The organism is Eubacterium xylanophilum ATCC 35991 (assembly GCF_000518685.1).
Taxonomy (GTDB): Bacteria; Bacillota; Clostridia; order Lachnospirales; family Lachnospiraceae; genus Eubacterium_F; species Eubacterium_F xylanophilum.
In genome coordinates, this window is record NZ_JAEB01000014.1 from 59,058 (window position 1) to 80,392 (window position 21,335).

Annotated in this window: 19 protein-coding genes; 16 read left to right on the forward strand and 3 right to left on the reverse strand. The window is 40.1% G+C overall.

Features of this window, described 5'->3' with window-relative positions; translation table 11 throughout:
• Window positions 1-9: 9 nt before the first annotated feature.
• Window positions 10-933 (forward strand): antiterminator LoaP, encoded by a 924-nt coding sequence (gene loaP / locus L877_RS13390; protein ID WP_051437669.1) that lies wholly within the window; start codon window positions 10-12, stop codon window positions 931-933.
• A 10-nt stretch (window positions 934-943) separates the two neighbouring features.
• On the forward strand, window positions 944-1,348 hold the full coding sequence (locus tag L877_RS0104140) for an acyl-CoA thioesterase (protein WP_026835010.1): 405 nt from the start codon (window positions 944-946) through the stop codon (window positions 1,346-1,348).
• Here the strand turns inward: L877_RS0104140 and L877_RS0104145 are convergent.
• On the reverse strand, window positions 1,345-2,982 hold the full coding sequence (locus tag L877_RS0104145; protein ID WP_026835011.1) for a glycerophosphodiester phosphodiesterase family protein: 1,638 nt from the start codon (window positions 2,980-2,982) through the stop codon (window positions 1,345-1,347). The two genes, L877_RS0104140 and L877_RS0104145, sit on opposite strands and share 4 nt — an antisense overlap.
• Before the next feature lie 171 nt (window positions 2,983-3,153).
• Here L877_RS0104145 and L877_RS0104150 point away from each other — a divergent pair, with 171 nt between their 5' ends.
• The 10 genes from L877_RS0104150 to L877_RS12115 all read left to right on the forward strand — a co-directional run bounded on the left by L877_RS0104150 (window position 3,154) and on the right by L877_RS12115 (window position 15,019).
• A complete protein-coding gene (locus tag L877_RS0104150; protein ID WP_026835012.1) occupies window positions 3,154-3,858 on the forward strand; it encodes a glycosyltransferase in 705 nt (234 codons plus the stop codon).
• Between the two features lie 7 nt (window positions 3,859-3,865).
• Window positions 3,866-4,828 carry a type I phosphomannose isomerase catalytic subunit gene (locus L877_RS0104155; RefSeq protein ID WP_026835013.1) on the forward strand — a complete coding sequence of 321 codons (963 nt, stop codon included), beginning with the start codon at window positions 3,866-3,868 and terminating at the stop codon, window positions 4,826-4,828.
• Between the two features lie 23 nt (window positions 4,829-4,851).
• Complete coding sequence (locus L877_RS0104160) at window positions 4,852-5,922, forward strand: mannose-1-phosphate guanylyltransferase (protein WP_026835014.1); 1,071 nt, start codon at window positions 4,852-4,854, stop codon at window positions 5,920-5,922.
• A 9-nt stretch (window positions 5,923-5,931) separates the two neighbouring features.
• A complete protein-coding gene (gene gmd, locus L877_RS0104165) occupies window positions 5,932-6,966 on the forward strand; it encodes a GDP-mannose 4,6-dehydratase (protein ID WP_026835015.1) in 1,035 nt (344 codons plus the stop codon).
• Window positions 6,963-7,901 carry a GDP-mannose 4,6-dehydratase gene (locus L877_RS0104170; RefSeq protein WP_026835016.1) on the forward strand — a complete coding sequence of 313 codons (939 nt, stop codon included), beginning with the start codon at window positions 6,963-6,965 and terminating at the stop codon, window positions 7,899-7,901. Before gmd ends, L877_RS0104170 begins: the two co-directional genes overlap by 4 nt.
• Complete coding sequence (locus tag L877_RS0104175) at window positions 7,894-9,555, forward strand: phospho-sugar mutase (protein WP_026835017.1); 1,662 nt, start codon at window positions 7,894-7,896, stop codon at window positions 9,553-9,555. Before L877_RS0104170 ends, L877_RS0104175 begins: the two co-directional genes overlap by 8 nt.
• Before the next feature lie 28 nt (window positions 9,556-9,583).
• Window positions 9,584-10,309 carry an IspD/TarI family cytidylyltransferase gene (locus tag L877_RS0104180; RefSeq protein WP_026835018.1) on the forward strand — a complete coding sequence of 242 codons (726 nt, stop codon included), beginning with the start codon at window positions 9,584-9,586 and terminating at the stop codon, window positions 10,307-10,309.
• A gap of 1 nt (window position 10,310) precedes the next feature.
• Window positions 10,311-11,354 (forward strand): zinc-binding dehydrogenase, encoded by a 1,044-nt coding sequence (locus tag L877_RS0104185; RefSeq protein WP_026835019.1) that lies wholly within the window; start codon window positions 10,311-10,313, stop codon window positions 11,352-11,354.
• Window positions 11,355-11,438: 84 nt separating this feature from the next.
• The gene (locus L877_RS13395) at window positions 11,439-13,496 is read left to right on the forward strand and encodes a CDP-glycerol glycerophosphotransferase family protein (RefSeq protein ID WP_051437670.1); all 2,058 of its coding nucleotides are present in this window, start codon (window positions 11,439-11,441) and stop codon (window positions 13,494-13,496) included.
• Window positions 13,497-13,552: 56 nt separating this feature from the next.
• Window positions 13,553-15,019, forward strand: a complete 1,467-nt coding sequence (locus tag L877_RS12115; RefSeq protein ID WP_051437671.1) for a carbon starvation CstA family protein — start codon at window positions 13,553-13,555, stop codon at window positions 15,017-15,019.
• Here L877_RS12115 and L877_RS0104200 read toward each other — a convergent pair.
• The gene (locus L877_RS0104200) at window positions 15,014-15,538 is read right to left on the reverse strand and encodes an S-ribosylhomocysteine lyase (RefSeq protein WP_026835020.1); all 525 of its coding nucleotides are present in this window, start codon (window positions 15,536-15,538) and stop codon (window positions 15,014-15,016) included. The genes L877_RS12115 and L877_RS0104200 overlap by 6 nt on opposite strands.
• A 245-nt stretch (window positions 15,539-15,783) precedes the next feature.
• Between L877_RS0104200 and L877_RS13400 the strand changes: the two genes are divergently transcribed.
• The 4 genes from L877_RS13400 to L877_RS12125 all read left to right on the forward strand — a co-directional run bounded on the left by L877_RS13400 (window position 15,784) and on the right by L877_RS12125 (window position 21,106).
• Window positions 15,784-17,160, forward strand: coding sequence for an alpha/beta hydrolase-fold protein (locus L877_RS13400; RefSeq protein ID WP_051437672.1), 1,377 nt, complete (start codon window positions 15,784-15,786; stop codon window positions 17,158-17,160).
• 491 nt (window positions 17,161-17,651) lie between these two features.
• The gene (locus L877_RS0104210; RefSeq protein ID WP_034785070.1) at window positions 17,652-19,046 is read left to right on the forward strand and encodes a family 43 glycosylhydrolase; all 1,395 of its coding nucleotides are present in this window, start codon (window positions 17,652-17,654) and stop codon (window positions 19,044-19,046) included.
• A 28-nt stretch (window positions 19,047-19,074) separates the two neighbouring features.
• On the forward strand, window positions 19,075-19,809 hold the full coding sequence (locus tag L877_RS0104215; RefSeq protein WP_026835022.1) for an alpha/beta hydrolase family protein: 735 nt from the start codon (window positions 19,075-19,077) through the stop codon (window positions 19,807-19,809).
• Window positions 19,810-20,284: 475 nt separating this feature from the next.
• Window positions 20,285-21,106 (forward strand): endo-1,4-beta-xylanase, encoded by an 822-nt coding sequence (locus L877_RS12125; RefSeq protein ID WP_051437673.1) that lies wholly within the window; start codon window positions 20,285-20,287, stop codon window positions 21,104-21,106.
• Here the strand turns inward: L877_RS12125 and L877_RS13830 are convergent.
• A partial coding sequence (locus L877_RS13830) for an integrase core domain-containing protein (protein WP_156922982.1) occupies window positions 21,086-21,335 on the reverse strand: 250 nt, incomplete at its 5' end. The two genes, L877_RS12125 and L877_RS13830, sit on opposite strands and share 21 nt — an antisense overlap.

Consider the following 21,335-nt stretch of genomic DNA (forward strand, 5'->3'; position numbering starts at 1 on the left):
GTGTGTGTTTTGCTATATGTAATACAGGTGGAGACAGGTAAGGAATCGGAGACTGTATTTTTGTGTAAAAAGTACATGGATCCGGAGTGTTACAAGGAAATGTTCATTCCGCGTTATGAGTGCAAAAAAAGATATAAAGGCGAGTGGCATGTGCAGGAGAGGAATCTTTTCCCGGGATATATATTTGTTCAACCTTTGAGTGAGGAAGAGAGGGAAGATCCAATTAGTTGGGTGAGAGATGAGCTGGCCAAAGTTCCTAGAATGACTAAGCTCATATGTCACGAGGATACTCCTGTGCCCATATACCCCCATGAGGAAAAATTTATCCGATCGGTTGTTGATAAAGATTATACAATAAGAATGTCGGAGGGGCTTATCCTGGGAGATGAGCTTGTGATATTAAATGGCGCCTTGAAGGATTATCGCGGCATGATTAAGAAAATTGACAGGCACAGACGGCTTGCCTGGATCGATGTGGATGTCTTTGGTCGACCTACGCCAGTTGAGATAGGGCTAGAAGTTGCCAAGAAAGTTTCAACTGAGGAGTTTGAGGCTTGGAAGAAGGCGCTGTGGGGTGACGAGGAAGACAAAACAGAAGTGAAAGAGAAGAAGGTAGAAGAGGAAAAGGGACAAGAAGAAGAAAACCCAAAAGTGCAAAAACCGCCGAAGAGTGGTGCTTCTCACAAGAATAGTCGTGGTAGTTCATCGGAACATTTGACTTTTAACATGGAGAGTTTGTTAGAGGGATTGCACTTGGGAGCGGAGATACCTCCTGGAAATGTTCTGATAAAGTCGGGAGTCTTTTCTGGTATGAGGGGCGAGTTGGTTTCCGAGAAGAATGGCAGATATAAAGTTTTATTAAATGTCTTTGGAGACATGTCCAATGTGGAATTCGAAGAAGATGAAATAATGATATTAAATAATGGAAAGTGATGGGATAATTATGGAAGCATATAAGCATAAAGTACAGTATTATGAAACGGATAAGATGGGAATAACTCATCACTCCAATTATATTAGGTGGATGGAAGAGGCGAGGGTTTACTTTCTGGAGCAGATAGGATGGGGATATAATAAGATGGAGGAAGAAGGGATTGGCTCTCCTGTAGTTGCAGTGGATTGTAAGTACAAGAAACCAACCACTTTCGCCGACGAAGTTTTCATACAGGTAAAAGTGGAAAATTGCAAAGGTGTAAAGTTGAAGCTGTTATATGAGATGACTGATGCGCAGGGGGAAATTTGCTGTATCGGTCACTCGGAACACTGCTTTGTCGGATCCGATGGTAAGTTTGTGAGATTCGACAAAGAGTATCCGGAGTTTTATAAAAAACTTTTAGAATTTGCCTAGTTGGTTTTTTCGAAGACCTTGACATTTGAAGTGATGGCGTCGGCTCCGAGCTCGATTGCTTTTTTGGCCTCCTCGGGTGTATCAGCAATATAGAGGCATAGATTGATTTTGCGTTTCTTAATCTCGTTGATTGTCTCTTTATTGGAAGAGGCTATTGCCCAGTCAAGACCAAAATTATTGGACTCTAAATAGTCTAGGTCAACTTCCTTTTTGTTTGTAATAAATTGGATTTTTATATCCTTATTCTGCGCGCGTACATGTTCTAGGTACGTGCTGGAAAAACTCGTTATGTAGCATCGTTTAGTCATGCTGTACTTGTCAATGAGATTGAGAAGTCGGTGGACTTGGGATGCTATTTCTTGTTCATTGTTGCGGTCAAGAGTTTTCTGGTTTCCTCTGACTAGATTCTTAATTTCCAAAAGTGGAGTGATATCCCAAGGTTCAACCAGTTTGAGTAGTGATTCTAGAGTTGGTATCTCTCCGTGAGAAAGGTTTTCTACCTGTTCATAGGTTAGTTTATTTATTATACCTTCAATTTCGTCTTTATCTGTGAGATTTGAGGGTGCTTTTCTCCCATTTGTCCACACTTTTCCATCGTGATTGAGGACAAATACACCGTCTTTTGTGGAGTAAATATCTGTTTCTACGCCCCAGAATCCAGCTATTATCGCATTTTTGAATGCAGTTATAGTGTTTTCCACACCGCCATTTACATATCCCCTATGTGCAATAAAGTGGGCAGCAGTGCTTGGGAGAATTGTTTGTTTGATTATAGTATTCGCACTTGCTGACGTGGCAAGGATTTTCTTTGTGACAGTTACCTTGCTGACGCACGAATCTTGAGATCCACAGGCTGTGATTGTGGTAACGCCCGGAGAAAGAGCTATTATTTTTCCTGAGGATGTGACTACAGCTACGTTCTCGTTGGAACTCTTGTAACTTATGATATCATTGAATTGGCTTGATTTTTTGACCGGATTCATGGTAGTGCTCCCGACTTCCATGGTCGTTATTTCATTTTCAAAACCAAGTCTATATCCTCTGTTTACAGCGATAAGACAGCTTGCAATTGCTCCGTCTTGGGTTTTATAGGTTATGGTAGCTGATCCCGGGGTGACAGCAGTAATCATACCACTTTTATTGACGCTTGCAACCTCCGGGTTAGAAGATACCATTTTAAGCTTTTTATCTTTAACATGTTTGAATATTATTTTGGGCGTAAATGTCCTATTTATATATAATTTCTTTGAATCCTGGTTTAGTGATATAGTGCCGGGTAAAACGTTGACGGTCACAGTTTTTCTTGCTTTTTTTACAGAGATTGTCAACTGAGTTTGACCGACTTTTTTTGCTTTGATTTGCCCCTTTTTATTCACAGTAAAAATATTCCGATTTGCGGAAGACCATCTGATTTTGTACGGTAATTGTATCTTGATTTTCTTCTTGTATCCGCTGTATATAGTCAGAGTTTCAGGTATTTTCTTGAATGCATTTCTGATTTTTTTGTATTGCTTTATGCTTGACGGACTATTTTTTTGTGCGAAAATATTCTGTTCGTTGTAGAACAATGGGAGTGTGCTAAGTATAAATGCTGCTAGGGTCAGCAAGATTCTTTTATAATAATTATGTTTCATAGTATTATCCTCCATTTTCTCAGATATGTTAAGTATAACACATGATTGGATGAGAATAAAGAGGATATGTGAAAAGATAGAGATAGATAGGGTTGCGGATAACTACAATTTTGTGTTATAATGTAATGTGATATAGCAACAAAAGTCGAGCAGAAAGGGAGATGAGGAAACATGGGAATTAGTGTTGTTTTGCTAGCATACAAGGAAGAAGAAAATTTAAAAGTGCTATTGCCAAAGATTATAGAGAATCTTGGAAAGACGAGAGAAGAGTATGAAATTATCGTGGTCGATACAGAAAAGCCTCTTGATAATACAGCGGAGGTTTGCAAGAAGTATGGCGCTAGATATGTCAATCAGAAGTATCCGGGATTTGGTGGTGCATTCAGGACTGGTATAAGATGTGCCAAGAAGGATAAGTTTTTGATACTCGATAGCGATGGTTCGCATAATCCAAAGTATATTCCAAGGATTTATAAGAAGTTTGTGGATGATAGATGCGATGTAGTTATAGGCTCTAGGTATGTGGAGGGCGGTAAGACCAATGATGCCAAGAGTTCTGTTGTGATGTCTCATATTTTGAATGGAACATTTAGATTGTTTCTTGGAATCAAAGCCAAGGATGTGTCGACAGATTATCGCATGTATCGCACCCACCAGTTAAAGAAAGTCAAGTTGACTTGTAAGAACTATGACGTGTTGCAAGAAGTGCTCTTAAAACTAAGACTTGCCAAGGATAACAAAAAGCTCAAGATTGGTGAAGTTCCGATAGAGTTCGATAAGAGAATATATGGGGAGTCGAAGAGAAGATTGATTCCATTTATTATTAGTTATATTAAAACGCTAATTAAACTTACTGCAACAAGGATTAGAGGTTAAAACATATATGTATCCATTTAAATTAGACTCAGTATTAAAGGATTATATATGGGGTGGACATGAGTTGGAGAGAATGTACGGTAAAGAAGTAAGAGGTAATACCATCGCCGAGAGTTGGGAGTTGTGTTCCATAAGCGATGGTATTAATACTGTAAGAAATGGTATATTTAAGGGCAAAAAATTGAATCAGATTTTCGATGAATTCCCAGAGTATGTGGGTTATTCTTATTCCAGAAATGACCGTTTCCCGCTTCTTATAAAGTTTATTGATGCCAAATCCAGTTTGTCTATTCAGGTGCATCCTTCGGATGAATTGGCAAATGCTGAGGCAGGCGAAGAGGGCAAGGCTGAGATGTGGTATATTATCAGTGCGAAGCCAAGAGCATATATTTACTACGGATTTAAGCAACAGCTTGGTGAGAAACAACTGAGGGAGGCCATAGAGACGGGAGAGATTGTAAGATATCTCAATAAAGTAGAAGTGCATCCGGGCGATGTTTTTTATATAAAGCCAGGAACAATTCATGCTATTGGCGCAGGAGTGGTATTGGCGGAGATTCAGCAGAGTTCCAATACAACTTTTAGGATATTTGATTACAATCGAAGAGACATGTATGGAAGAGCTAGAGAATTGCACAGAGAAGAAGCTCTAAGGGTGCTCGACACATCACCTATTATTCCAAATCAAGTACATGAAAATAATATTATAAATGTTCCCGGTGGCGAAATCAGGCAACTTATTGAGTGCGAATATTTTTCTGTCATGAGATTGAATATAAAGAATGGAAAGATGAAGTTTTGGTGTGACCCCATGAGCTTTCACTCGCTGCTAATAATAGAGGGAGAGGGGGTCCTGGAGAATAAGGGAAAGAAGTATAGTTTTAAGGCGGGAGACAGTTGGTTTTTGCCGGCTGGATTTGCAGAGTATTATCTCGAGGGTAATGCCGAAGTGTTATTGACGAAAATGTAGGATATCTGGCAAAGGAGGGTGCTATGAAGATAACGGTTTTGATAATGGCGGGAGGCCGAGGAGAGAGATTTTGGCCTAAGAGTAGGAAGAACTTGCCCAAACAGTTTTTGAGTTTGACTGATGACGGAACTACGATGATTCAGAATACAATTAATAGAGTTAAGCCGCTTGTGGATGTAGAGGATATTTACGTAGTTACAAATAGAGATTACAAAGGACTGGCAATGCAGCAGTTACCGGAGATTCCGGAGGAAAATATTCTGTGTGAGCCGGTAGGAAGAAATACGGCACCATGCGTTGGTCTGGCAGCGGTTCATATCAAGAAAAAGTATGATGATGCACTCATGATTGTGCTTCCATCGGATCATCTAATTATGTACAATGCCATGTTTTTGAGCGTTTTGAAAGACGCATGTGAGCTGGCTGAACAAGGTGAGAATCTCACGACAATAGGAATTACTCCGACATATCCAGAGACAGGATATGGCTATATAAAGTTTGACCCGGATGAGAATGTTGGAAGAGCATATGGGGTTGAGCAATTTGTGGAGAAACCTGATTTAGCTACAGCCCAAGCCTATTTACAAGACGAATCATACTTGTGGAACAGTGGAATGTTTGTCTGGAAAGTATCGACGATACTCAAGAAAATTGAAGATTATATGCCGGATATGTATAAGGGACTTAGTAATATTGGAGAAGCTATTGGAACCGATTCACAGGAAATAGTTTTAGAGAAAGAATTTGAAAATATGCAGGCGGAGTCCATTGACTATGGAATTATGGAAAAATCGGATAATATATTTGTCATTCCGGGAACATTTGGCTGGGATGATGTTGGTTCTTGGTTGGCAGTGGGAAGAATTCGCCCTACCAACGAATATGGAAATGCAGTATCCGGCAATGTTATCACTGTTGAGACTAAGAATTCTATCATAGAGGGCTCAGATAAGTTAATTGCGGCTGTGGGCCTTGATGATGTGATAATAGTTGATACAGATGATGCTCTACTTGTCTGCAAGAAGAGCAGCGCAGGAGATATTAAGAAGGTTTTGGAGAATCTAAAGATTTGTAATAGACGAGAATATATCTAGGAGGATGTTATGAAAAAAGCATTAATTACGGGAATTACAGGACAGGATGGCTCATATCTCGCAGAGCTTTTGTTGGAGAAGGGATATGAGGTACATGGAATTATCAGAAGAGCATCGGTTTCTACCACAGAAAGAATCGATCATATTATGGATAAATTAATTATTCACGAGGGCGATTTGTCCGACTCTTCAAGCATTATTAGAATTGTATTAAATGTTAAGCCGGATGAGATATATAACCTGGCAGCTCAGAGTCATGTTCAAGTTTCATTTGACGCGGCTGAGTATACAGGTGATGTGGATGCATTGGGAGTTCTTAGAATTCTTGAAGCAGTGCATACTGCCGGACTTGACAAAACATGTAGAATATATCAGGCATCTACATCTGAACTCTACGGAAAAGTCGAGGCTTGTCCTCAGGATGAGAAGACTCCGTTTCACCCTTATAGTCCATATGCTGTTGCGAAGCAATATGGATATTGGATGATTCGGCAGTATCGCGAGGCGTATGGAATGTTTGCCTGCAATGGAATCCTGTTTAACCACGAGTCAGAGCGCAGGGGAGATAACTTTGTAACTCGTAAGATTACTCTGGCAGCAGGACGTATTGCATGCGGGCTCCAGGATCACCTTGAACTTGGAAATATGGATTCCCTCAGAGATTGGGGATATGCCAAGGATTATGTGGAGTGTATGTGGCTTATTTTGCAGCAGGATGAACCGGACGACTATGTGATTGCCACGGGCGTGCAACACACAGTTCGTGAGTTTACCGAGCTCGCATTCAAAAATGATGGCATGGAGATAGAATGGCGCGGTGAGGGTCTTGATGAAAAGGGTTATGATAAGGAGACGGGAAAGCTTCTCGTAAGCGTAAACCCACAGTGGTTCCGTCCTACAGATGTAGTAAACCTTCTCGGTGATCCTACAAAAGCCAAGACTAAGCTTGGATGGAATCCGCAGAAAACAAGTTATGAAGAGCTCTGTGCAATCATGGCAGAACACGATTTGCAGCTAGCTAGAAAAGAGGCAGGATTACAATGAAGGCTTTGATAATAGGAGGTGCCGGCTTCGTTGGAAAGTACCTGACGAGGCGCCTTTTGGAAGATAAATATGAGGTTGTTGTCACCAAGATGGAGAATGAGGCGATAGATGCTGAGGGATTTGAGGTGGCTGATCTAGATATACTGGATTATCTTTCAGTGAAGGCTTTGTTGGAGAGCGGAACATTTTCCTGTATTTTTCATCTCGCTGCTCAGAGTTCGGTGGCGCTCTCTTGGAAGAATCCGCAGTTGACAGTTGATGTGAATATCAAGGGCGCGCTAAATGTTCTGGATGCCATGAGAGAAACCGAGTACAAGGGGAAGGCAGTATTGATTGGCTCGGGTGAGGAATATGGCACTATTGATGTCCGGGAAGTCCCGATTGCGGAGAAGACAGTCCTTCGTCCCGGGAATATTTATGCGGCAACCAAGGGATGTCAGAATATGCTTGGGACTATATATGCGAAGGCTTATGGGTTGGATATCGTTCTTGTGAGGGCATTTAACCATATTGGGCCGGGGCAGAGTGAAGTGTTTGTGGTATCGGATTTTTGCAAGCAGATTGTGGAGATTGAAAAGGGGCTTAGAGAACCTATTTTGCGTGTTGGAAACTTGGAGGCAAAGAGAGATTTTACCGATGTTAGGGACGTTGTCAGAGCATATGAGTATCTGGGACGCATGGGGAAGGCCGGTGAAACCTACAATGTTGGTTCCGGAAAGGCCATAAGTATTCGAGAGATTCTTGATGCCATTATTCGCTTATCCGGAGCGGATGTAGAGGTTGTTGTAGATGAGAACAAGCTTCGTCCTGTGGATGTTCCGGTTATAGAGGCGGACATAGGAAAAATCAGTAGTATGACGGGGTGGAAGCCGGAATATGATTTGGAAACAACAATTACAGATACAATTAAGTATTGGAGAAAACTATATGAATAAGTATAATTATTGGCTTGAAAATGTGACAGATAAGGAAGTTTTGAGAGAACTTGAATCCATAAAAGGGGATTCGGAAGAGATTAACGAGAGATTCTATAGAGACTTAGAATTTGGAACCGGTGGTCTGCGAGGAGAGCTTGGAGCGGGATCAAATAGGCTGAATATCTATACTATTGCTCATGCGACCCAGGGATATAGCAATTATCTTGCGGAACATTTTTCTTCTCCGAAGGTTGCGATTGCCTATGACAGTAGAAATAAGTCTGATATTTTTGCCAGAGTGGCGGCAAGTGTGTTTGCGGCAAATAATATTAAAGTATATATTTATAGAGAACTCATGCCGACTCCGGCGCTTTCCTTTGCAGTTAGAAAGCTTGGTTGTGATGGAGGAATCGTTATTACTGCCAGCCATAATCCGGCGCAGTATAATGGTTATAAGGTATATGGCAGTGATGGCTGCCAGATAACTCTAGAGGCGGCAGAGGAGATTCTGGCTGAGATAGAAAAACTCGATATGTTCGAAGATGTGAGAAATATTGATTTTGACGATGGAATCGAGTCTGAGAGAATTAATTATATTGAAGAAGATGTCATAGGGGCATATATTGATGCTGTTTCCGAGAGGGCATTGAATCCAAAGGATATTGACAAAGCTGTCTCAATTGTATATACTCCACTTAATGGCACTGGTCGAATGCCGGTTACCAGATGTCTTCGTGAGAATGGATATACCAACATAGTTATCCCACCGGAGCAGGAGATGCCGGATGGTGATTTTCCGACTTGTCCATATCCGAATCCGGAGATTCGCGAGGCGTTGGAAGTTGGACTTAGGAAGGCAGAAGAAGTGGGAAGCGATATGCTTCTTGCCACTGATCCGGATGCTGACAGAATTGGAATTGCTGTCAGGGACGGAGAGGGAAACTATGAATTAATAAATGGTAACCAGATGGGAATCCTTCTTTTTAACTACATTTGTAGTATAAGAAGGGAAAATGGTTCGCTCCCGGATAACCCTGTAGTAATTACCACCATCGTATCCACTCGAATGATTGATAAAGTTGCAGCGGAGTACGGTGCAGAGGTTAGAAGGGTATTGACCGGATTTAAGTTTATAGGAGAGCAGATCGGATTCCTGGAAGAGAAGAATCAAGTTGACAGATATGTATTTGGTTTTGAGGAGAGTTATGGCTACTTGTCTGGACCACATGTAAGGGACAAAGATGCGGTGAATGGGGCACTTCTCATATGTGAGATGTTTGCACATTACAAGAAAATCGGAAAAAACTTGCTAGAAGTCCTAGATGAGTTGTATAATAGATATGGCTATTTTAAAGAAGATTTGCAATCCATCACATTTCCTGGCGCCGAGGGTGTCATGAAAATGAAGAAGATAATGAATGATTTTAGAGAAAATACTCCGGAGAATATAGCAGGAGTAAAGGTTGTTGGAACCAAGGACTACAGTCAGGGAGTTGAAGATCTTCCTAAGTCCAACGTTCTGGAATTCCAGTTGGAGGGCAATATAAGCATTATCATCAGGCCATCCGGCACGGAGCCGAAGATCAAGATTTATTATCTTGTTGAGGGAGATAATAGAGAAAAGGCAGAAGAAATCATATGTGGGTTCAGAGAATATTTTTCTGGATTATAGAACCCGGTATTAAGGAGGAATATTTCAAATGATATACGGAGTAGTTTTAGCAGGTGGCGTAGGTAGTCGTATGGGTAATGTAGGAAAGCCTAAGCAGTATTTGCTCGTTGGAGACAAGCCTATACTGATTCACACTTTGGAGAAATTTTATATGCAGAGCGAGTTTGAGAAGGTTTTAGTGCTCTGTCCGGCAGAGTGGATCAGCCATACTAAGAATCTTGTGAAGAAGTATATCAAGGACGAGGAGAGAGTGGTCGTTCTTCAGGGTGGAGATACGAGAAATGAGACAATCATGAATGCGATAGCTTACATTGACGGCGAAGGTAAGTTAGATGAGGATACTATTATCGTAACTCATGATTCTGTCAGACCATTTGTCACACAGAGAATATTGCAGGAGAATATCGAGTATGCCAAGAAGTATGGCGCATGCGATACAGCCGTGGCAGCTACAGATACTATAGTTTGTAGTGATGACAACTTGACAATTAGCGATATTCCGGAAAGAAAGAAGATGTATCAGGGACAAACACCGCAAACATTTAAGGCACTGAGATTGAGAGAGTTATATGAGGGATTGAGCCCAGAGGAGAAGGAGATTCTCACCGATGCGGCCAAAATCTACGTTATGAAGGGCGAAAAAGTTCATATTGTGGATGGTGAAGTATTTAATATCAAAATCACCTATCCGTATGATCTTAGAGTAGCAGAGAGCTTGATCAAAGAGAAAGTAGAGAACGAGACGGAGGAATAAGATGTTAAACGCGGTATATCGTCTTGTGGCACCGAGACGAATTGAGATTGAATTCTCAGATATTGATTTGAGAAATGAAAATGTGATAGTAAGACCGACGTACTTGTCTATTTGTAATGCCGATCAGAGGTATTATCAAGGGACGAGAGGAGAAGAAGTATTAAAGGAAAAGTTACCGATGGCCCTTATTCACGAGGGAATAGGTGAAGTGTTGCACGATTCGAAGGGAGAGTTTAAACCGGGAGAATTGGTTGTGATGATCCCCAACACACCCGAGGAATTAAACGAAGATGGACAGATAATAGGGGAGAATTACAGGAGAACTTCCAAGTTTAGAGCCAGTGGATTTGATGGGTTCATGCAGGATGTTGTGGAGATTCGAAGAGATAGAATCCTCAGACTTCCACCTGATATTGACAGACATGTGGCTGCATTTACAGAGATAGTATCAGTCAGCGTTCATGCCCTGTCTAGGTTTGATAAGATTGCCCACGAGAGACGAGATGCAGTGGGAATCTGGGGAGATGGAAATCTGGGATTTATTACGGCACTATTTTTCCATGTAATGTTTCCTGATACAAAGCTCTATGTATTTGGATTAAATAGAGATAAATTATCTGATTTTTCATTTGCAGATGATACATTTTTAGTTAATAAGATTCCTGAAAGTTTGAAGATTGACCATGGTTTTGAGTGCGTTGGAGGCGAGGGCGCGCCAAAGGCAATTAACCAAATTATAGATTATATTAATCCTGAGGGAACTATATCTATACTCGGTGTTTCAGAGAATCCGGTAGCTATTAATACGAGAATGATTTTGGAAAAAGGCCTGAGGGTTTTCGGAAGTTCTAGAAGTGGTAGAGCTGATTTTATGAAGACTATTGAGCTTTACAAGAGTCATCCGGAACTAGTGGATTATCTAAAAAATATTGTTGGAGCTGTTGTCAAGGTGAGAACAATTGATGACATGAAGAGAGCATTTGAATTAGATAGTCAGACTAATTTTGGAAAGACGATTATGGAGTGGATGCACTTCGACAAATAAAATTCAAGTAAAATATTCAGAAATCCCACAGCACAGTGGGATTTCCTTGCGAAAGAATAACCTATTGATTTTTGGAGGATTATTATGTGTGCTTTGATTTCAAAGAAGAACAAGAGATTTTTAAAGAAGAGAGCAAAGTTTTGGAAGGAGTGTATTACTCATCCAATTCTCAACGAACACCTTGTGGTTTTTGAGGCATTTAGTGGAAAGAGATGTGGAGGAAATCTCCGAGCAATCTATGAATATATGATGACAGCCGAGGAGTACAAGGAGTTTAGATATGTTTGGATTGTGACAGATGTTGAGGCACATAGAGATCTAAAGGTCAGAAGAAATACAAGAGTTGTTAAGAAGGATTCAAGAGCTGCATATATTCTCTATGCCAAGGCGAAGTATTGGTTTAACAATGTGGCCCTTCCGAATTACTTGATTCCACGTCCACGTCAGGTATATGTGGAGACGTGGCATGGTACACCTCTTAAGAAACTTGGAAATGACATTGAGTATGAGGTGGATCCAAGACAGACTTTGGCTGAGATGCACAAGAAGTATTATGTCAAGGGACGCAAGATGGACTACCTCGTATCTCCATCAAGATTCTACTCAGAGAAGATGATATCATGTTTTAGACTTGATAAGTCGGGTAAAGAAGATATCATCATAGAAACAGGTTATCCAAGAAATGATGCCCTCTTCAAGTTTACAGACGAAGATGTAGCTCGAATCAAGGAGGAAATCGGCATTCCAGAGGGCAAAAAACTGATTTTGTATACTCCGACTTGGAGAGATAATCAGTTCAAGAAGGGCGATGGTTTCCAGTACAATACTGAGCTAGACTTCGGAAAACTCATGAAGGAATTGGGAGATGATTATATTCTCCTCTTTAGAGCCCATCATCAAATCGGCTTCAAGGACGTGGCAAGCGACGTGACTAATGTTATCGATGTGACTCAGGTAGATGATGTCAATGATTTGTATATTATAAGTGATATGATGATTACTGATTATTCTTCTACGATGTTTGACTATGGAAACTTGAAGAGACCGATGGTATTTTATATGTATGACCTGGATGAGTATCAGGGTGAAGTCAGGGACTTTTACTTTGATATTGATGAGCTTCCGGGCCCTATTGTCAAGACTCAGAAGGATTTGTTGGATGCTATTAGAGATCAGTTTGAGAACTTTAAGTATGACGATAAATACAAGGCATTTACAGAAAAATTCAATTATCTTGACGATGCCAATGCAGCAAAGCGAGTTGTGGAGAAGACTATAAGTCTGGATTGTGGACCGCTTTATAGCATGTACAAGGGAACAATTCATTGCAAAAATGTTCTCAGAAAGGCGGCTAGAGACAACTATATCAAGTTGAGCGGACTATTTAGACGCATGGGTTTGTGCGTTACGGACAATAGCAAGCTTCTTCGCTCATATAAGAATAAGCACAAGGGCGAGAGATGTTTCTTGATTGGAAATGGTCCGAGCCTGAAGATATCCGATCTTGAGGGCTTGCAAGAAAAAGGTGAAATTACATTTGGATGTAATTTGGTTACTAAAGTTTTTGATCAGACAAAGTGGCGTCCTGATTACTATTTTATGATTGATAGAATATGTGCGAAGTACCGAAGTGAGGAAATTGATGAGGCTATCGGTGATATTCCTCTTTTCACCAATATAACGACTTATAATATTTTTCGTCAGAAACCTAAAAATCCTGTGATATTATATAATATCGCCAAGGCGAAGTATAGAGTTCATTCAAGCCCACTTGCATATTATATTCCATCGGGATCTACGGTTATGTCACTTATGATTGAGATGGCTGTATATATGGGCTTTAAGGAAATATACCTTGTTGGATGTGATTGTACATCCACATTTAGCGGAAATACACACTTTATTAAGGATTATACAGATGATAATCTCAAGGCAAAGGATGCCAAAAAGATTATCGCCAGGATGAGAAAGCTTGGAATCGAGGGAGATGATTATGAAAAATATTTCCTCGACGGATCTCTCAATGCATATACACTTCTCAAAGAACATGCCATGAAGAGAGGAGTTAATATATATAATGCTACTCGCGGTGGTGCTTTAGAGGTATATGAGAGAAGAAATCTTGATGATTTTATCCTATAGATAATTGGAGCTGAATAAATTTATCCAGCAAAAGTATGTAAAAGGAGAATGGAAGTATGATTTCATTGGTTATTGCTTTTGGGACTTTAGTAATAGGTTATTTGCTATACAGTCGTGTGGCAGAGAGGATATTTTGTCCGGATGACAGGCAGACGCCAGCTATTGCCATAAATGACGGTGTTGATTGTGTGCCTATGCCTAGGTGGAAGTCGTTTCTGATTCAGCTTTTGAATATTGCCGGTACAGGGCCGATATTTGGTGCATTGATGGGAGCAGTATTCGGACCGGTAGTTTTTTTGTGGATTGTTTTTGGTTCGATACTAGGTGGTGCTGTTCATGATTATATGGATGGTATGATTAGTTCCAGACACAAAGGTGCATCTATTGCTGAGATGTCAGGAAAATATCTCGGAAAAATTGAAGAAAGAGTAATTCGAGTATTTTCTGTTGTCTTGCTTGTGCTGTGTGGAACGGTATTTGTCACAAGTCCAGCGGAGTTATTAGATAAACTTACACCGTCGTGGATGAATGGAACATTTTGGGCCGTTGTAATATTGATTTATTATCTCGTGGCGACGCTCGTGCCTATTGATAAGTTGATAGGAAGGATATATCCTGTTTTTGGAATTCTGCTCATAGTCATGGCTGTAGCGGTCATGGGAGGAATTCTTCTCTCAGGCGGGAAATATACCATTCCTGAATTGGTAATAAAGGACTTACACCCTGAGAATACGCCTATGTGGCCATATATGTTTATCACAGTTGCATGCGGTGCAATCTCGGGATTTCATGCTACGCAGTCTCCCGTGATTGCAAAGTGCATAAAATCAGAAAAAGAGGGTAGGAGTATATTCTATGGAGCCATGATCTGCGAGGCGGTAATAGCTCTTGTATGGGCTGCTGCTGGCGTGTCGTTTTACGGAACAACACAGCTTTTGAATGATGCATTAAAAAGTGGTGCATCGAATGTTGTATATGATATTTCCCATGAGGTTCTTGGGTCATACGGGGGATTTCTCGCTATTGCCGGCGTTGTAATCTGTCCGATTACATCAGGTGATACTGCATTTAGAAGTGCAAGACTTATCCTGGGCGAGGCATTCAAATTAGAACAAAAGTATATAAAGAATCGACTACTCATTACTATTCCATTGCTGGCAATTGGTGGTTTTCTCACATGGTATGCCATCTCCTATAAAGATGGATTTCAGATAATCTGGAGATATTTTTCATGGAGTAATCAGACCCTGGCGATGTTAGCACTGTGGATGGCCTCAGCGTACTTGCTCAAAAAAGGCAAGTATCGCTATGGTTCACTTATCACAGCTATTCCCGCAACATTTATGACCGCAGTAAGTGCGACTTATATCCTCCTTGCTCCGGAGGGCTTTAGATTTGATAACAAACTGTCCTATATTGTAGGTGCGGGAACTGCATTGGTAGCCTTTAGATCATATGTAATAGAACTGTATAGAACCCGTATAAGGCCTCACATAAAAAAGAAAAATGTTCCTAAATTATGAATCATAGAAATGCTGTCCATCATCTGTCACAAGGCGTTCTGTCTTGGGATACTCGTAGATGGCGGCATTTTTTTCATTTTCTTCAAGGTATGCGGCAAATTCACGAGCATACCACTTGGCCATTTCAAGATTGTGCATGAGGTAGTGTCCACAGTTTTCCGGATTGGATCCAGGAACTTCGGTGGCATCTTCAACAGACTTGAATGCATTCAATAATAGTTGATGAAGTTCGCGTGGTTCGCGATTTCCCTTGAGTATTAGGTAAAAACCTGTAAGACATCCCATAGGTCCCCAGTATACAACTTCGTCCTTCCAATCTGGTTCGTTGCGCAGGTAAGTCGCAATTATATGCTCCAGTGTATGCATTGCAGCGACATCGATAACCGGCTCTCTGTTGGGCCTCTTTAGTCTAATGTCATAAGTGGTAACAGTATAATCACCGAGATAATCAATTCTGCTTGTGAATATACCGGGTACGATAAGTGTATGATCTACAGAAAAACTTTGTATTAATTCCATAATTGGATCTCCTTTTTTTGTGATTTGAAAAACTACACACCAATTATAGCACAACCATTGGATATGCTCAATGTTTTTCTTGGCATTGTCTTGACATAAAGTGAAAAAAATATTAAAATAAAGATGAATTATTTATTTGGGACTATATCGTTAGGGGAGTAGTCTCATTTTTTTTGCAAGCAACGGGAAAGGATGTTTTCCCGTTCAATAATAACACTAAATGAAATATGATTGGAGGATTGGAAATGAACCAAAAAGCAAAAAGTTTGATTGCTCTTACATTGGGAGCAACGATGGTACTTTCAGGAGTCGGAAGTACACAAGCAGACGCAGCAAAGAAAGCGAGTCTTGCAAAAAAATCTTATTCAGTGAAGGTTGGAAAGAAAGTTACAATTAAGATCAAGAATAAGAATAAGAAAGCAAAGTATATTTTCAAAGCTAACAATAAGAAAGTAAAAGTTAGCAAGAAAGGTGTTGTTACAGCAAAGAAAGCCGGAACAGCAAAAGTAAAAGTTTCAGAGAAACTCAAGAAAAAGACCAGAAAGCTTGGAACTGTAAAAGTAGTTATCTCAGCAGCTAAGAAGGCAGCAGATAATACTAAGCCAGCTACTAATGTTGAGACAGCAAAGCCAGTAGCTAGCGCGGCAACAACAGAAGCACCAAGCGTAGCTCCATCAGCAGAGCCTACAGTGGCACCTACAGTAGAACCTACAGTGGCGCCTACAGTAGAACCATCTTGGAATATTTCTCAGGAACAAGATGAGAAAGATTATGGCGGATTTAACAATTCCAACGACCCTAATGGAATGAAGAATTTTGATAGCTATATCAAAACACCTGAGGGAGTAGAATTGGATGATCCTGATTATGAGCAATTGACATTCCAGTCTATTACTTATACTGCCACAGTTAGTGGTGAGGAAAAGCCTTGCAATATCTACTTACCAAGAAACTACTCAACAGATAAGAAGTATCCTGTTCTATATCTTTTCCACGGTGGAAACAATGATGAGAACAGCTGGTTGTCAGGTAAGATTCCATTTATCCTTTTGAACCTTATTGTTAAGGGTCAGGCCAAGGATATGATCGTAGTAATTCCTAGAATTATTACACATCTCAATGGAGAGAGCAATGGATATTCTGATTATGACAACTTCTACTATGAGTTTAAGACTGATTTGATTCCATATATCAATTCACATTATTCAACACTCACAGATAGAAATAATACAGCAATTGCTGGTTACTCTATGGGTGGTAGAGAAGCTCTTAATATTGGATTAAAGATGTTAGATCAGGTTGCATATATCGGAGCATTTGAGCCAGCTCCTGGTTTGCTTCCTTACACCAATGAGGGTGGATTGTTTACTAAGGAATCATTCGCATTGTCAGATCAGTACAAGAATAATACACTTGTATTTATAACTAAGGGTATTGGCGATGAGATAGTAGGTGATTGGCCACGTACCTATCATGAGCACTTTGTAGAGAATGGAACCCCTCATGTTTACTATGAGACAGGTGGATTTACAACAAGTGGTAAAGAGTCTACAGGAGCTCACGGCTGGGAAGTTTGGAGAGCAAGTCTTTACAACTTTGCAAAGAGAATATTTAATCACTGATAAATTCACGGATTTGTCCTTGCGAGAGCCTGGGCAAATCCGTGTTTAAAAACTGGAGGGAAATTATGTTTGAAAAGCCATCAGCGGGCATAAGTTTTGAGAAAATAGTCTGCCTTAATCTTAATGTATTAAAAAAGACAAGTCTAAAGGGACACAGCGAAGATGTGGAATTGATAAGTGTTAGTGGTGAGAGTTCAACGGAATATTTTAAAGGAAAAATAAAAAATGAAACTACAATAGTAGAAAAAGTTGAACATGGAAATATAAGAAATTTGGACGCAAGATTTATCCTCGATGGAGAAGATAATACGGGGAAATCTTGTAAAATATTCCTAGAAATAAATGGTATATCGAGAGAAATATCTGATAAATTTGAAGCAAGAATTACAACAGATAGCGATGAACTTCAGTGGGTTACTAATGCGGAACTTGCTTGTGAAATTGAAAATAATGTTGATGAAATAATCATAAAAATATCTGCTAAAAAGGGAATTAAACAAGCAGTAAATCCGTATCTTCTTCATTATGAATACATCCCAGACGGGGAACCATATGTATTTAATGATAGGGTTTATGTCTACGGCTCCCATGATTATTATAATGGTGCAGTGTTCTGCATGGGTGATTATATATGTTATTCAGCACCTATAAATGATCTTGGAAATTGGCGTTATGAGGGAGTGATTTATAGAAAAGAAGAGGATCCTGCAAATAAAGATGGGTCAATGTGCTTATATGCTCCTGATGTGACTGTTGGACCGGATGGAAGATATTACTTATATTATGTATTAGATCATCTCTCAGTTATATCTGTTGCAGTATGTGACACACCTGCAGGTGAATATAAATTCTATGGATATGTTCGCTATGAAGATGGAACAAAGCTTGGTGATAGAGAGGGAGATGAACCTCAGTTTGATCCTGCAGTGCTCACAGAAGGGGATAAGACATATCTCTATAGTGGCTTTTGTGGCCCCGGAGATAAATCGAGAACCGGTGCTATGGCATCAGTACTTGGACCAGATATGCTTACAATCATAGAGGAACCTAGGTTGGTTGCTCCAGGATGTATGTGTGATGATATAAGAGACTTTGTGGATCATACTTTCTTCGAGGCATCATCTATTAGAAAGTGTGGAGATAAGTATTACTTTGTATATTCATCATGTGTTATGCATGAGCTTTGCTATGCTGTGAGTGATTCACCTCTCGGACCATTTTCCTACGGAGGCGTGATTGTAAGTAATACGGATCTTCATATAGATACTTACAAGCCGGCAGATATGCCTGGTGCAGCGGGGGCCAATAACCATGGAAGCATAGTTCAGATAGGAGAGGATTGGTATATCTTCTACCACAGACATACCAACGATACTTGGTACAGCAGGCAGGGCTGTGCCGAGAAGATTAGCTTTGATGCAGATGGAAATATTCCGCAGGTCGAGATTACTTCATGTGGTCTCAACGGAGGTCCACTGGAAGCTAGGGGGATTTATCCTGCCTATATTGCCTGCAATCTCATGGCACCTGGAATGGATAAATATGTCAGTGATGGAAAGGCTCCAAAGGTCATGCAAGATGGTGGAGACGGAGATAGAGAACTCAGTTTTGTTGCCAATGTAACTGATGGATCTGCTGTTGGATTCAAGTATTTTGAGTATTCGGGTGTGAAGAAAATGAAGATTTCTGCCAGAGGATATGGAGATGGTGAAATCGAGATTAGGACGTCATGGGATGGAGAAGTGCTCGGAAAGGTGAAACTAAAATACACAGATATTTGGGAGTCATATGAAACGGATGTTAATATTCCGGATGGAGTAGCGGCATTATATCTCACATATAGAGGTAATGGAAATGTGGGAATCAGAGACTTCGAGTTTATATAATTAATAATAAAGGATGAGGTGAAGTAGTATGAAAGAATTCTTTATTGATAGTGATGGAACCAGGCTGCATGCAAAACTAGATATGCCGGAAGGAGTGGAACAATGTCCGCTTTGCGTGTTGATTCATGGATTTACCGGACATATGGAGGAAGATCATATTGTCACAGTTCAAAAGGCAATGAATGATGTGGGAATCGCTGTTCTTCGTGTGGAAATGTACGGACACGGAGAAAGTGATGGAGAGTTTTATAACCACACTTTATATAAGTGGGTTACCAATGCTCTGGCTGCTGTAAAGTACGCCGGATCTCTCGAGTTTGCCACTGAATTATACCTAAGTGGGCATTCTCAGGGAGGACTTCTGACGATGTTAGTAGGTGGAATGTGCCCTGACTACTTTGCAGGGATTATTCCATTATCTCCGGCTTGGAATATCCCGGAGGGAACTAGACAGGGAAATTTGTTGGGAATCCAGATTGACCCAAGGCACATCCCAGAGAAGATAATAGCTGATGATTGGGAGATATCAGGTGATTATGTTCGCGTAGCTCAGACAATTCATGTGGAGGACGAGATAGCTAGATATGATGGACCGGTGTATATAGTTCACGGAATGGATGATGAAATAATACCGTATTCTTTTGGTGAGGAGGCCGAAAGACTTTACAAGAATGCTAAGTTAGTTGGAATAGGAGGAGCAAATCACTGCTTTGATGATCATCTAGATGATTTGGCAGAAGCTGTAAGAGGGTTTTGGAAATAAAATATCAAAAATATTATTAAAATAGTCCGTCTTTTAGGCGGGCTATTTTTTTGTGGGATTAGAAGTGAAAGGACTATAATGATATGATAAAAACTCAGATTGACATGTCATTGGTAGATAAGAGTCGTAGTGTAGCAAAGAGTATACTTTAGTAGGAGAATGGGATTATGAAAGATAGACAAGAATCCTCAGATTGTGGACTCAGTGAGTCCACAATCTGAGATACTGTCTTGGATGCACTACAGAGAAATATTTCCACACAGTATTACCATAGAATGTTAAACACACAAAATCCAATCGCAGTAGAGCAGGAAATGAAGGAGCTGATCATTTCATGACAAATCAGAATCTGTCAAATGCCATGCTGAATATATCAAAACTCTAGCGAGATTAATCATTGTTAAATTTGACAAAAAACTCTATTATAAAAAAGTAAGTATTGGGCAAAACATATAAAAAGGAGGTATTTTGTCAAATGAAAAAACATGCGTTAAGCATGCGTATTATGGGTGTGATAATGAGTGTAATAATGGTATTTTCGATGCTCGCAATTACAGCTCCAGAGAGCAAAGCAGCATCAGATACATTATTATCAACTTATGGAAAAGCACTGGGAAGATGCGGTAATTGCGTCACATTAGCTCAGTTGCAGAACTCATCAACTTTAAATCACATTAAGACACAGTACAACAGTATTACATTGGAAAATGAGATGAAACCAGATGCTATTCTTGGATATTCTCCAAATCTTATGTCTCAATCAGAGGCAAAAAATCAGGGATATTACGTGCCATCTAATTGCCAGGATTCTTATCTTCCAAAACTTAATTTTAGCACAATTGATAAGGTATTACAAATTTGTTATAACAATGGACTTGGCGTTCGGGCACATACATTAATATGGCACAGTCAAACTCCTGATTGGTTCTTCCGTGTAGGATATTCAAAGAATTATGGATATGTAAGCCAGAACCAAATGTATCAGAGAATGGAGTACTATATCAAATCTGTTATGAATCATGTTTACAGTAGCAAATACGGAAGTGTTGTATATTGCTGGGATGTTGTGAATGAGTACTTACATGCAACAAGTTCCGGTTGGTCTGCTATCTACGGTGGCAAGACAACAAGACCTGCATTTGTAAAGCGCGCCTTCCAGTATGCCAATGAGACACTTAGTTACTGGGGCTTAACAAATAAAGTTAGTTTGTTTTATAACGACTATAATATGAAATTGTCAATATTGGTTGGCAGATTTCTTTGGGAAAATTTATCACTATGCCGCAACGGGCTGTGAATCATAGTATTTCCTGCGTTTAGCTGCAGGAGGGAGTCCTCCGTTAGCAGAGCAGATCCTTCGGTTGTTCCAATAGGACATGAAGTACCTCCAGATAACTGTTTTTAACTCTTTGACAGTCATAGATTTGGTATCATATCTATCGTAGAGAAGCTCCGTTTTGAACCTTGCCCACATACTCTCGCATCGAGCATTATCATGACAGCGACCACCGTCACTATTCATACTT